Source organism: Streptomyces muensis, assembly GCF_021474425.1.
Classification (GTDB): domain Bacteria; phylum Actinomycetota; class Actinomycetes; order Streptomycetales; family Streptomycetaceae; genus Streptomyces; species Streptomyces muensis.
Window position 1 is genome coordinate 1 of sequence record NZ_JAKEIP010000253.1, and the last position, 11822, is coordinate 11822.

Consider the following 11822-nt stretch of genomic DNA (forward strand, 5'->3'; position numbering starts at 1 on the left):
CCCCCCCCTCTTTACACCCAGAAGACGGAATACGCGATGATATAACTGGTCTGGTGGGCTCGGTGTTGTGTATAAGAGACTGGGGGGGCGCCTTTGTCGATGTGGCGGCTCCTCGGGTCACCTTTCGTGCCCGGGACGGGGGGCGGGGGTGGGCTGATCTTTGCCGGGTTGTTTCGGCCGCGCATGGTGGTGAAGGGGCGCCGCTGCTGCCTCGGGGGGACAACCGGGGGGACGGGCTGGTCGTCCTGCTCGGTGTCGAGTCCGATGTGGGGCGGGCGCTGGCCGCCGGGCGTCCCGATCGGGCGGCCCGGCTGCTTGAGCCCTGGCGGGAGATCTACGGCGACTCCCTGCGGCTGGAGGCCGTATGGCACGGGCGCCGGGGCACCGGGCCGGGTTCGCTGCGGCTGGCCGCCCGTACCGTGGGCTTCGCCGCCGAGCAGGGGGTGCGGCCGGTGCTGAGCAACGCCGTGCGGTACGCGGATCCCGGTCTGGGGCCGGTCGCCGATGTGCTGGACGCCGCGCGTCGGCTCGTGCCCATCGACTCCACCAAGGAGCTGGACTCCGGTGAGGCCTGGCTCAAGGGTGCGGGGGAGATGGCGCGGGTCGCCGAGCGGGTCGTCGAGGCCGCGGGGTTTCGGCGCGATGCCGCGTACCGGTTGTTGGAGCAGACCGGGGCGACTGCCGGTGAGTGTCTTGTCGATCCCGAGGACGATCTCGGCATGGGCACCGTGCACTTCCCCGAGCCGTATCTCGTCGGGGCCGGGCAGCGCACCGCCCAGCGGGCGCTCGCCTCGCGGGCGGTGGCGGGCATGGTGCGGCGCGGCTATGACGGGCGGCGGGCGTACTGGGAGCGGATGCATCAGGAGCTGGACATCATCGCCCATCACGGGTTCGCCTCCTATTTTCTGACGGTCGCTCAGGTCGTTGATGATGTGAGGGGGATGGGGATCCGGGTGGCCGCGCGGGGGTCCGGGGCGGGGTCGCTCGTCAACCATCTGCTCGGCATCGCGCACGCCGATCCCGTAGAGCACGGGCTGCTGATGGAGCGCTTCCTGTCCAAGCGGCGGCTGGTGCTGCCCGACATCGATGTTGATGTGGAGTCCGCTCGGCGGCTGGAGGTCTATCGCGCGATCATCGACCGGTTCGGGCGTGAGCGGGTCGCGACCGTCTCGATGCCGGAGACCTATCGGGTGCGGCACGCGATCCGGGACGTGGGGGCGGCCCTGTCCATGGATCCGGCCGACATCGACCGTATCGCCAAGTCCTTTCCGCACATCCGGGCGCGGGATGCCCGGGCGGCGCTGGACGAGCTGCCCGAGCTCGGGCAGCTGGCGGGGGAGCGGGAGAAGTACGGGAAGCTGTGGGAGCTGGTCGAGGCTCTCGACGCCCTGCCCCGGGGGATCGCCATGCATCCGTGCGGGGTGCTGCTGTCCGATGCCTCCTTGTTGTCGCGTACGCCTGTCATGCCGACCAGCGGCGAGGGCTTTCCCATGTCGCAGTTCGACAAGGACGACGTCGAGGATCTCGGGCTGCTCAAGCTCGATGTGCTGGGCGTGCGGATGCAGTCGGCGATGGCGCACGCGGTCGCGGAGGTGGAGCGGGTCGCGGGGGAGCGGATCGATCTGGACGCGCTCGACTTCGAGCGGGGGGAGGGTGATGCGGAGACGTACCGGCTCATTCGTTCCACCGAGACCCTGGGCTGCTTCCAGATCGAGTCGCCGGGGCAGCGGGATCTGATCGGGCGGCTTCAGCCGGCCACCTTTCACGACCTTGTCGTGGACATCTCGCTCTTCCGGCCCGGGCCGGTCGCCGCCGACATGGTGCGGCCGTTCATCGAGGCGCGGCACGGGCGGGCGCCGGTGCGTTATCCGCACAAGGATCTTCAGGGGCCGCTGCGGGAGACGTACGGGGTCGTCGTCTTCCACGAGCAGATCATCGACATCGTGCACATCATGACCGGGTGCGGGCGGGACGAGGCGGACCGGGTGCGGCGGGGGCTGTCGGACCCCGAGTCGCAGGGGCGGATCCAGGTGTGGTTCGCGCAGCACGCTGCGGCGCGCGGGTATGACGCGGAGACCATCGGGCGGACCTGGGAGATCGTCGAGGCCTTCGGGTCGTACGGCTTCTGCAAGGCGCACGCGGTCGCCTTCGCCGTGCCGACCTATCAGTCGGCCTGGCTGAAGGCCCATCACCCGGCCGCCTTCTACGCCGGTCTGCTCACCCACGACCCCGGGATGTACCCGAAGCGGCTGCTGCTGGCGGACGCGCGGCGGCGTGGGGTGCCGATCCTGCCGTTGGACGTGAACGTGTCGGGGGTCGCCCATCGGATCGAACTGGTGTCTGAATCAGAGGAGTCGAGGAAGGTCTGGGGGCTGCGGCTCGCCCTCTCCGACGTGTACGGCATCAGTGAGGCCGAGGCGGCACGGATCGCGGACGGGCAGCCGTATGCCTCGCTGCTCGACTTCTGGGAGCGGGGGCGGCCCAGTCGTCCGCTGGCCCAACGGCTCGCGCAGGTCGGTGCGTTGGACGCCTTCGGGGCCAACCGGCGTGATCTGCAACTGCATCTGACCGAACTGCACCGGGGTGCCCGGGGCCGGGGTGGTGGCGGCGGCCAACTCCCGCTGAGCGGCGGGCGGAGGACGGCCGCGGCCGGGCTGCCCGACCTCAGTTCGCAGGAGCGGCTCAGCGCCGAGCTGGGTGTGCTGTCGATGGACGCCTCGCGCAATCTGATGGACGACCACCGGGAGTTCCTTGACGAGCTGGGCGTGGTCAGCGCGCGGCGGCTGCGCGAGGCCCGGCACGGTGAGACCGTGCTGGTCGCGGGGGCCAAGGCGGCCACCCAGACGCCGCCCATCCGGTCCGGCAAGCGGGTCATCTTCAGCACGCTGGACGACGGGACGGGGCTGGTGGATCTCGCGTTCTTCGACGACTCGCACGACGCCTGCGCCCACACCGTCTTCCACTCCTGGCTGCTGCTGGTGCGCGGGGTCGTGCAGCGGCGGGGGCCGCGCAGCCTGAGCGTGGTGGGTTCCGCCGCCTGGAACCTCGCCGAACTGGTCGAGCTGCGCGCCGAGGGCGGCCTCGACGTGGTGGCGGCGCGGCTGGCGGAGCCCGTGGCGGAGGGGGACGGCGACGACCCGACGCACGGCCGGCGCATCCAGCTGCCGACCGGATACGAGATGCACCCGTGGGCCGATCTGCGGCCGGCGGGTCAAGAGCCCTCACAGGTACGGAAGTTGTGGCACCAGAGTCCGGGGAGTGCGGGATGACCATCCTCTGCGTACGTTTCCAGCTGCCGCCGGCGGACGAGGCGGCCCTGCCGGGGCTGCTCGGACTGCTGGAGGACTTCACGCCGGTCGTGGAGGCGCTGCCGCCCGACGGGGCGCTGGCCGATCTGCGGGGCGCCGAACGGTACTTCGGGCGCGACGCGCTCGAACTGGCGTCGGTGATCCGGGTGCGCGCCCTCGCCCATCACGGGATCGACTGCGCGATCGGCGCCGGGCCGGGGCCGATGCTGGCCCGCGTGGCGCTGCGGGACGCCCGGCCGGGGGCGACCTGTGCCGTTCCCGAGGACCCGGACGCCATCGCGGAGTTCCTCGCCGACAGGCCCGTCGCCGCGCTGCCCGGCGTCGGCGCCGCGACCGCCCGCACCCTGTGCGAGTACGGCCTCGACACCCTCGGCCTGGTCGCCGGTGCGCCGCTGTCCACGCTTCAGCGTCTGGTCGGCGCGAAGACCGGGCGTGAGCTGCGCGAGAAGGCGAGCGGAATCGACCGCGGCCGGGTCGTCCCGAACGCCGTGTCGCGCTCACTGGCCACCGAACGCCCCTTCACCCGCGACGAACTGGACCCCGACCGGCATCGCCGCGCCCTGCTCTCGGCCGCCGACGAGCTGGGCGCCCGGCTGCGCGCCCTGGACAAGGTCTGCCGCACCCTGACCCTCACCGTCCGCTACGCCGACCGCTCCTCGACGACCCGCAGCCGCACCCTGAAGGAGCCGACGGCCCACTCGGCGGCGCTGACCAAGGTGGCGTACGGCATGTACGAGGCCCTCGGCCTCCAACGCGCCCGGGTGCGTGCCCTGGCCCTGCGCGCCGAGGGGCTCGACCCCGCCGAGCAGGCCTCCTACCAGCTCACCTTCGACCCGCTCGACGAGAAGGCCCGGCGCCTGGAGGAGGTCGCGGACCGCGCGCGAGCGAAGTTCGGGCCGCATGCGGTGATGCCGGGGGCGCTGGCGGCGTAGGCGTCAGCGTGTCCACGGGGGTGCGACAAGCGGGCCTGTGCGGGCCGCGGCCCCGGCGTCCCTCCTGGTGACTGGTTATCACTGGAAGTTTTTACTGACGCGTAACTTCACACGTCTACTACTCGCCCGTAACTTGACAAGTGAACAGCATCCTCGTGATCCGGATCACAGGGCGTAAGGCCGTCGCAACTCCCTTGAGCCGCAAGGAGATCACATGATGCTGCCCTGGAAACGAGTGCTCAGACCCGTCGCCGCGCTGCTGCTGACCACCGCGGTCGCCGTCGTCCCCGCCACCACCGCCCAGGCGGCCGAAGCGGCGGCGACCACGCACAGCGGCTGGAACGACTACTCCTGCAAGCCCTCCGCCGCCCATCCCCGCCCCGTCGTCCTCGTGCACGGCACCTTCGCCAACTCCGTCGACAACTGGCTGGGACTCGCGCCCTATCTGGTGAACCGCGGCTACTGCGTCTTCTCCCTCGACTACGGCCAACTGCCGGGCGTGCCCTTCTTCCACGCCCTCGGCCCCATAGACAGGTCGGCAGGGCAGCTGTCGACCTACATCGACACCGTCCTCGCCGCCACCGGCGCCGCGAAGGCCGACCTCGTCGGTCACTCGCAGGGCGGCATGATGCCCCGCTACTACCTCAAGTTCCTCGGCGGTGCCGCCAAGGTGAACGCCCTCGTCGGCATCGCGCCCAACAACCACGGCACCACCCTGGCGGGGCTCACCAACCTGCTGCCCTACTTCCCCGGCGCCGAGGACCTGCTCACCGCCGCCACCCCCGCCCTCGCCCAGCAGGTCGTGGGATCCGAGTTCATGACCAAGCTCAACGCGGGCGGCGACACCGTCCCCGGCGTCCGCTACACCGTGATCGCCACCAAGTACGACGAGGTGGTCACGCCGTGGCGGACCCAGTTCCTGAACGGGCCCGACGTGAAGAACGTCCTGATCCAGGACAAGTGCGCGGTCGACCTGTCCGAGCACGCACTCCTCGGGCTGACCGACCGGATCGCCTTCCACGAGGTGACCAACGCGCTCGACCCGGCACGTGCGACGCCGACCACCTGTGCGTCGGTGGTCGGCTGAACGCCCGGGCGACCGGACACCACCGGGGTCTGACCGGCCTGAGCCGCCGGTCAGACCCCGGAGCACTACGTCAGCGGCGTCCGCCGCCCGCCGCCCGTCGGCGCACCGACGCGAACAGGACCGCAGAACCGAGCGCCAGCGTCGCCGCACCGCCCATCGCCAGATACGCCGTGCCGCTGTCACCGCCGGTCTCGGCGAGGTTCTCGGTGGCACCGGCGGCCTTCGGCCGGTTGGCCGGGGCGGACCCGGACCCCTGGTCCTCGGCGGCGGCGACCGGCTCCGCCGACGTACTGGCGTCCTGGTCGCCGTGGCCGTTGTGCTCGATCGTCGACTGGTCCGCACCGGCCTCGATCTGCTCCTCGGAGGGCGCGGAGGCACTCGGGGCGGGGGCGGCGGCCCCGCTGTCAGAGCCGGAACCGGAGTTGCCGGAGCCGCCGGCGCCGAACGCCACGTCCGAGCAGGAGTAGAAGGCCTCCGGGCTGTCCGAACGCTGCCAGACCGCGTACAGCAGCTGCTTGCCGGAGCGCTCGGGCAGGGTGCCGGAGAACGTGTAGAAGCCGCCCGACGCCGCCGGGTCCGTGCTCGTCGCCACCGGGTTCGCCAGGTCCAGGTCGTCCCAGGCCAGCGGCTTCGCCGGGTCGTATCCGGACTTGGTGATGTACACCTTGAAAGTGCCCTTGTGCGGGGCGGTCACGCGGTACTTGAAGGTGTACGACCCGCTGCTCACGCTCGTCGCCGGCCAGTCGGCGCGGGCCAGGTCGAGGCCCTTGAACTCCTCGCTGTTCGCGCTGCACAGCTTGCCGTCCGGGATCAGCTCCTGGTGCCGGCCGTCCGCGTTGCCGATGCGTATGCCGTTCCAGTCGTACAGGGCCTGTGTACCGCCCGCCGCGACCGCCGCCTTGCACGCGTCGGACTCGGGGCTCTCCGGGCCCTCCGCGTAACACTGCGAGACCCGGCTGACCGGATCACCCGTCGAACCGTGCGCCGCCGCGGGCGCGGTGGCGAGGGCGGTCAGGGCGAGCGGGGTCAGGCCGAGGGTGGCGACGGCTGCGGCCTTGCGGCGTGCGGGCATGGAAGATCTCCTCAAGGGGGTTCTGACGCGTGGGGTGAATCCCGTGGGGGCGATCAGAAGCTAGCCCGAGGAAACCGCGAAATCGCCTGCTGGAGGCGGGTGATGGCGATCTTTAGGGTCGCCTTAAGGAAGTGCTGAGACTGCGATCAGGTAGGTACCGTCGCGGTATGACGGACGACGACATCAGGGCGGCCGTCGCCGCCGACGTACCAGCCGTGAAGGCAGTGACCGACGCCGCCTACCACCGCTACATCGAGCGCATCGGACGGGCGCCCGTGCCCATGGAGGCGGACCACACGGCGAACGTGGCCGAGGGGAAGGTGTTCGTGACGGGCGATCCCGTGATCGGGCTCGTCGTGATCGAGGCCCACGAGGACCATCTGTTCCTCGACAGCATCGCCGTCCACCCCGACGCGCACGGCAGGGGCGTGGGGCGACGGCTGCTGCACTTCGTGGACGCACGCGCGCGTGCGCTCGGCCTGACCGAGGTCAGGCTCTACACGAACGCGCTGATGTGGGAGAACCAGAAGATCTACCCGAAGTACGGCTACGAGCTCGTCGAGCGGCGCATGGACGGGCCGTACGACCGTGTCCACTACCGCAAGCGGCTCGACTGACGTGTCTCATGAGGGCCGAGGGGCGTTTCAGCCGTCCGGCCACCAGGTGCGGGCGATGTCCTTGCGGACCTCGGGTCGTCCCGAGGGACGCTCGTCCGCCTCCTCCTGGACCCGGCGGGCATCAGACTTCCGCTTCAGGGGCTTCTGCACGGTCACACGGCGCATGGCTGCCTCCTTCAGGGGCTACCGAGTTCCTCGTTCTTGTGGAGGTAGACCCTTCCGGGGAGAGTTCCTCATCGCCGCTGGTCCTGTCAGTGGCGGCTGTCACGATCCGGTTGTCAGTGGCGGGTGTCACTCTTGGCCCATGACGAACGGTGAACACGCCATCACGGGCACAGACACGGACACGGACGTGGACTGGGACGCGGCCGCCGCCGACTTCGACGACGAGCCGGACCACGGCCTGCGCGACCCCGAGGTGCGCCAGGCCTGGGCCTCCCGCCTGCGGTCCTGGCTGCCCGAGCGCGCCTGCGACGTCCTCGACCTCGGCTGCGGCACCGGCAGCCTCTCGCTTCTCGCGGCCGAACAGGGACACCGGGTCACGGGAGTCGACCGGTCCCCGGCGATGGTGGACCTGGCCCGCGCGAAGCTGGCCGGACGGGACGCGGCCTTCCTCGTCGGCGACGCGGCGGCGCCACCGGTGGGGGAGGAGCGGTTCGACGTGGTGCTCGTCCGGCATGTCCTGTGGACGCTGCCCGACCCGGGCCGGGTCCTGCGGCACTGGCGTGGGCTGCTGCGCCCGCGAGGACGGTTCGTGCTGGTCGAGGGCGTGTGGGGGACCACCGTGCCAGCGGTCGGCATAGCCGCCGACCGGCTCACCGCCCTCCTCGCGCCACTCGCCGGTGACATACGCGTGGAGCGGCTGTCCGGCGACGCGCGGCTGTGGGGAAGGGCGGTGGACGACGAGCGGTACGCGGCCGTGGCGGTGGTGGACCGACCCTGACGTCCCCTGGGCTAGGAGCCTTCCTGGTTCTGGGCCTGGGCCAGGAGACCTCCGAAGCCGGCCGCCCCGCGGGCCAGCTCCTCCAAGGCGTCCAGTGCCGCCACGGCGGCCGCGGCGGCCTGCGGATCCGTCCGTTCGAGGCCGCTCTCGGCGAACTCGTCCTCGTCCAGGCGGCGTACGTCCGTGCCGTCGGCCGAGCACCACAGGTCCAGGTCGAGATCCTCGACGACCAGCTCGGCGCCGGACAGCGTGGCCGGGCGGGTGACGTCGCAGTACCAGCCCTTGAGGGCACCCGTGGCCGCTCGGACCTCCTTCACCGAGTACCAGCGGTCGCGCCAGTAGTACTCGGTGAAGACGTCGCCCGGCTCGAAGCGGACGAAGCCGAAGTCGCGGACGCCGACGCCGGCCCAGGGGGCGCGGACGACGACGCGGGTGCCGTCGTCGGAGAGCAGCTCCGCCTCGTAACGGATCTTCGTACGGCCGCCCTTGACCAGGACCACGTCCAGCGGGCGTCCCTGGTCAGCCGAGTTCACGGACATGGCGTACCTCCGTCGCGCAGATCTCATAGCCGAACCACTTGTTGATCGCGAGCATGGGTTCGTTGCCGGTGTCGTTGCCGGTGAACGCCTCCGTGCAGCCGGCGGCGCGGGCGCGGTGCAGGGAGTCGTTCTTGGCGAGCTTGGCGAGGCCACGTCCGCGGAAGGCGCGTGCGGTGCCGGTGATGACGGTGCCGTACCGGGTGCCACCGTCCGTGCGGGCCACGCTGAAGGCGACGGGGCGGCCGTCGACGACGGCGACGGAGGTCAGCTCGCGGCTGAGGAGGGGATGGTTCCAGGTCTCCTCCAGCCAGGCCTCGTAGTCCGTGAACTCGTAGGCGACGTCGCTCGGTTCGTCCGACGCCGCCTGTGCGTCCAGCTCGAACAGCGGGCGCGGATCGTCCGCGAAGTCTGCACCCGTACGCAGCTCCACGCCCCGGGGCGGGGTCTGGAGCCGGGGCAGCGTGCCGTTCGCCAGGTCCAGGCGGAGGAAGTGCGCCGAGCGGCCCTCGCGGTAGCCGTGCCGTTCGGCGAAGGCGCGGTTGCCCGGTGCGTCCAGGATCCAGGCGAACAGCCTGGTCGCGCCACGCTCGGCGAGGTACTCCTCGGCGGCGCGGACCAGCAGCGTGCCCGCGCCGCGGCGGGTGCGCTCCGGGTGGACGTACACGTTGACGTAGGCCTGGCCGGGCTCCGGGCTGTCGTTGACGAGCCCGACCTGGGCGGTGCCGATCACCTCGCCGTCCTCCTCCGCGACGAGCGGACGGTAGTGGGCGTCCGGGTGCATGTGGGCGACGTCGTAGGCGATGGACTCCGGGGTCACCAGAAAGAAGGGGAGGGCGAGATGCCGGACGTGGGAGAAGCCCTCGACGTCGGATCGGACCTCGGGACGCAGAGGGCGCACGGTGATAGTCATCACGGCGCACGCTACGGGGAGATGCGCCAGGGTGCCTCTCCATTTCCGGGGGGTGCGGGACAATCGCCGCGTGACCTTGAAGATCCACATCGATGACAGTGCCGCGCCCTACGAGCAGGTGCGGGCGCAGATCTCCGAGCAGGCGCGGTCGGGGGTGCTGCCGGTGGGGTACCGGCTGCCCACCGTGCGAGGGCTGGCCGAGTCCCTGGGGCTGGCGGCCAACACCGTCGCCAAGGCCTACCGGGCGCTGGAGAGCGACGGGGTGATCGAGACGCGGGGCCGCAACGGCACGTTCGTGGCGGCCGCCGGCTCGGCCGCCGAGCGTGAGCTGGCCTCGGCCGCGCAGGCGTACGCCGAGCGCGTGCGACGGCTGGGGGCGGACCAGGAGGCCGGGCTCGCCGCCGTCCGGGACGCCCTGCGGGCGGCCTTCGGGGAATAGTCAGCGCCCTGCCTTCGAGCGCGCGGCGAGCTCCGGCGTGCGGGTCACCGTCAGACCCGCTCGCGCCGCCGCCCTTCCGAAGACCACCGCGTCCCGCACCGCGGCCCCGCCGGGGTCGTTGTTGAAGTACGCGTACATGTCCTCGGCGTCGGACCAGGTGGTCGCGATGCGGTCGACCCAGGTCTCCAGAGAGCGTCGGCCGTAGCGCGGCCACGGGTGGGCGCGGCCCTCGTGGAAGCGGACATAGCCCCAGTCCGTCGTACGCCACAGGGGCGTCACCGGACGGGCCTGGACGTCGGCCCAGCACAGGGCGGCCTCCCGGGACTCCAGGACCCCGCGGGTCTCGGAAGTCCACCAGGACTCGTGGCGAGGCTCGACCGCGATCCGCGTTCCGGACGGGAAGCAGGCCAGACAGGCGTCCAGGAGGTCGGGGTCGGCGCGCAGGGTCGGCGGGAGCTGGAGGAGGACAGGACCCAGGCGGTCACCCAGGCCCGCCGCGTGCGACATCAGACGGTGGACCGGTTCCTCGGGATCCTTGAGGCGCTTGATGTGGGTCAGATAGCGGCTCGCCTTCACCGCCACCACGAAGTCCCCCGGCACCCGGTCCCGCCACGCCTCGAAGTTCTCCCGCGTCGGCAGCCGGTAGAAGGCGTTGTTGATCTCGACCGTGGCGAAGTGCTCCGTGTACTCCTCCAGCCACAGCCGCATGGGCACGTCGGCCGGGTACAGGACGTCCTTCCAGTCCCGGTACTGCCACCCCGATGTGCCGACGAACAGGGTCATACCTCAATCAAAGCACCACGGGCCACGCACCACAGGGACTACAGATACAACCCCGCGTCCGCCCCGTCCCTCGGGTCCGGCAGGGACGTCGGGGACGTGCCCCGCCGCAGCGCGTACAGCTCCGCCAGCGTGGCGCCCTCGCGGCCGATGCCTTCCTCCGTGCCCAGCCAGCTCACCGCCTCCCGGCGCGTCAGCGCCCCCACCTCGATCCGGGCGAGACAGCGGCCGGGACGGACCACGGCGGGGTGCAGGCGCTCCAGGTCCTCGTTGGTGGTGACGCCCACCAGGACGTTGCGACCCTGCCCGAGCAGTCCGTCCGTCAGGTTCAGCAGCCGCGACAGCGCCTGCCCGGCCGTGTGCTTCGCCTCGCCGCGGATCAGCTCGTCGCAGTCCTCCAGGAGCAGCAGCCGCCAGCGGCCCTTGCCCGTCGAGTCGTCCTCGCCGATCGCGATGTCCATCAGATAGCCGACGTCGGAGAAAAGCCGCTCCGGGTCCAGTACGCAGTCCACCTGGCACCAGTCCCGCCAGGAGCGGGCCAGCGTCCTGAGCGCCGACGTCTTGCCGGTGCCCGGCGGGCCGTGCAGCAGGAGCAGCCGGCCCGCGATGTCCTCAGGGGTCGTCTTCATCAGACGGTCCATCGCGTCCGCCACCGGCGCGGTGTAGTTGGCCCGCACCTCGTCCCAGGTGCCCGCCGAGATCTGCCGGGTGGTGCGGTGCGGGCCGCGCCTGGGGGAGACGTACCAGAAGCCCATCGTCACGTTCTCCGGCTGCGGCTCGGGCTCGTCCGCCGCGCCGTCCGTGGCTTCTCCCAGCACCTTCTCCGCCAGCTCGGCGCTGGTCGCCGTCACGGTGACGTCCGCGCCGCGGTTCCAGCGGGAGATCAGCAGCGTCCAGCCGTCGCCCTCCGCCAGCGTCGCGCTGCGGTCGTCGTCGCGGGCGGCGCGCAGGACGCGGGCGCCCGGCGGCAGCAGCGTCGCACCGGACCGTACGCGGTCGATGTTCGCCGCGTGCGAGTACGGCTGCTCGCCCGTCGCGAAGCGGCCGAGGAACAGCGCGTCGACGACGTCGGACGGCGAGTCGCTGTCGTCGACGTTGAGCCGGATCGGCAGAGCGTCGTGTGGGTTCGCAGACATGCGGCCATGATCCGGCACGGGGGCGCCCGGTGCATCCCGTTTCCCCGGAGGGGGTGGGC

At 71.5% G+C, this 11822-nt stretch carries 12 protein-coding genes; 6 read left to right on the forward strand and 6 right to left on the reverse strand.

The features are described from left to right. Nucleotides 1-29: 29 nt before the first annotated feature. The 3 genes from L0P92_RS36040 (at nucleotide 30) to L0P92_RS36050 (ending at nucleotide 5327) form a co-directional block, all read left to right on the forward strand. On the forward strand, nucleotides 30-3269 hold the full coding sequence (locus L0P92_RS36040) for a DNA polymerase III subunit alpha (protein ID WP_234767282.1): 3240 nt from the start codon (nucleotides 30-32) through the stop codon (nucleotides 3267-3269). Continuing rightward, nucleotides 3266-4240: a DNA polymerase Y family protein gene (locus L0P92_RS36045; protein ID WP_234767273.1), complete on the forward strand. Its 975-nt coding sequence runs from the start codon at nucleotides 3266-3268 to the stop codon at nucleotides 4238-4240. Before L0P92_RS36040 ends, L0P92_RS36045 begins: the two co-directional genes overlap by 4 nt. 217 nt (nucleotides 4241-4457) lie before the next feature. Further along, the gene (locus tag L0P92_RS36050) at nucleotides 4458-5327 is read left to right on the forward strand and encodes an esterase/lipase family protein (RefSeq protein ID WP_234767283.1); all 870 of its coding nucleotides are present in this window, start codon (nucleotides 4458-4460) and stop codon (nucleotides 5325-5327) included. A 70-nt stretch (nucleotides 5328-5397) separates the two neighbouring features. On the opposite strand, the gene L0P92_RS36055 is transcribed toward L0P92_RS36050, so the two are convergent. Further along, the gene (locus L0P92_RS36055) at nucleotides 5398-6399 is read right to left on the reverse strand and encodes a lytic polysaccharide monooxygenase (protein WP_234767274.1); all 1002 of its coding nucleotides are present in this window, start codon (nucleotides 6397-6399) and stop codon (nucleotides 5398-5400) included. Between the two features lie 167 nt (nucleotides 6400-6566). On the opposite strand from L0P92_RS36055, the gene L0P92_RS36060 reads away from it, so the two are divergent. After that, nucleotides 6567-7016 (forward strand): GNAT family N-acetyltransferase, encoded by a 450-nt coding sequence (locus L0P92_RS36060; RefSeq protein ID WP_234767275.1) that lies wholly within the window; start codon nucleotides 6567-6569, stop codon nucleotides 7014-7016. A gap of 27 nt (nucleotides 7017-7043) precedes the next feature. Here L0P92_RS36060 and L0P92_RS36065 read toward each other — a convergent pair whose 3' ends face one another. Next, nucleotides 7044-7181: a hypothetical protein gene (locus L0P92_RS36065; RefSeq protein WP_107050061.1), complete on the reverse strand. Its 138-nt coding sequence runs from the start codon at nucleotides 7179-7181 to the stop codon at nucleotides 7044-7046. 139 nt (nucleotides 7182-7320) lie between these two features. Here L0P92_RS36065 and L0P92_RS36070 point away from each other — a divergent pair, with 139 nt between their 5' ends. Continuing rightward, nucleotides 7321-7959: a class I SAM-dependent methyltransferase gene (locus L0P92_RS36070; protein ID WP_234767276.1), complete on the forward strand. Its 639-nt coding sequence runs from the start codon at nucleotides 7321-7323 to the stop codon at nucleotides 7957-7959. A gap of 11 nt (nucleotides 7960-7970) precedes the next feature. On the opposite strand, the gene L0P92_RS36075 is transcribed toward L0P92_RS36070, so the two are convergent. Both L0P92_RS36075 and L0P92_RS36080 read right to left on the reverse strand, forming a co-directional pair. Next, nucleotides 7971-8498 carry a ribonuclease FAU-1 family protein gene (locus L0P92_RS36075; RefSeq protein ID WP_234767277.1) on the reverse strand — a complete coding sequence of 176 codons (528 nt, stop codon included), beginning with the start codon at nucleotides 8496-8498 and terminating at the stop codon, nucleotides 7971-7973. Beyond that, nucleotides 8479-9408, reverse strand: a complete 930-nt coding sequence (locus L0P92_RS36080; protein ID WP_234767278.1) for a GNAT family N-acetyltransferase — start codon at nucleotides 9406-9408, stop codon at nucleotides 8479-8481. The genes L0P92_RS36075 and L0P92_RS36080 overlap by 20 nt, the downstream gene beginning before the upstream one ends. Nucleotides 9409-9478: 70 nt before the next feature. Here L0P92_RS36080 and L0P92_RS36085 point away from each other — a divergent pair, with 70 nt between their 5' ends. Beyond that, a complete protein-coding gene (locus tag L0P92_RS36085) occupies nucleotides 9479-9847 on the forward strand; it encodes a GntR family transcriptional regulator (RefSeq protein WP_234767279.1) in 369 nt (122 codons plus the stop codon). Here L0P92_RS36085 and L0P92_RS36090 read toward each other — a convergent pair whose 3' ends face one another. Together L0P92_RS36090 and L0P92_RS36095 are read right to left on the reverse strand one after the other, a co-directional pair. Further along, nucleotides 9848-10630: a DUF72 domain-containing protein gene (locus L0P92_RS36090; RefSeq protein WP_234767280.1), complete on the reverse strand. Its 783-nt coding sequence runs from the start codon at nucleotides 10628-10630 to the stop codon at nucleotides 9848-9850. It lies immediately after the preceding gene. A 38-nt stretch (nucleotides 10631-10668) separates the two neighbouring features. Continuing rightward, nucleotides 10669-11763 carry a DUF5925 domain-containing protein gene (locus tag L0P92_RS36095; RefSeq protein WP_234767281.1) on the reverse strand — a complete coding sequence of 365 codons (1095 nt, stop codon included), beginning with the start codon at nucleotides 11761-11763 and terminating at the stop codon, nucleotides 10669-10671. Between the last annotated feature and the right edge of the window lie 59 nt (nucleotides 11764-11822).

Excerpts from the sequence above, each read along its gene's own strand:
- L0P92_RS36045 (WP_234767273.1), top strand. The coding sequence starts at position 3,266 with ATGACCATCCTCTGCGTACGTTTCCAGCTGCCGCCGGCGGACGAGGCG.
- L0P92_RS36090 (WP_234767280.1), bottom strand. The coding sequence starts at position 10,630 with ATGACCCTGTTCGTCGGCACATCGGGGTGGCAGTACCGGGACTGGAAG.
- L0P92_RS36050 (WP_234767283.1), top strand. The coding sequence starts at position 4,458 with ATGCTGCCCTGGAAACGAGTGCTCAGACCCGTCGCCGCGCTGCTGCTG.
- L0P92_RS36095 (WP_234767281.1), bottom strand. The coding sequence starts at position 11,763 with ATGTCTGCGAACCCACACGACGCTCTGCCGATCCGGCTCAACGTCGAC.
- L0P92_RS36070 (WP_234767276.1), top strand. The coding sequence starts at position 7,321 with ATGACGAACGGTGAACACGCCATCACGGGCACAGACACGGACACGGAC.
- L0P92_RS36080 (WP_234767278.1), bottom strand. The coding sequence starts at position 9,408 with ATGACTATCACCGTGCGCCCTCTGCGTCCCGAGGTCCGATCCGACGTC.
- L0P92_RS36060 (WP_234767275.1), top strand. The coding sequence starts at position 6,567 with ATGACGGACGACGACATCAGGGCGGCCGTCGCCGCCGACGTACCAGCC.
- L0P92_RS36055 (WP_234767274.1), bottom strand. The coding sequence starts at position 6,399 with ATGCCCGCACGCCGCAAGGCCGCAGCCGTCGCCACCCTCGGCCTGACC.
- L0P92_RS36075 (WP_234767277.1), bottom strand. The coding sequence starts at position 8,498 with ATGTCCGTGAACTCGGCTGACCAGGGACGCCCGCTGGACGTGGTCCTG.
- L0P92_RS36065 (WP_107050061.1), bottom strand. The coding sequence starts at position 7,181 with ATGCGCCGTGTGACCGTGCAGAAGCCCCTGAAGCGGAAGTCTGATGCC.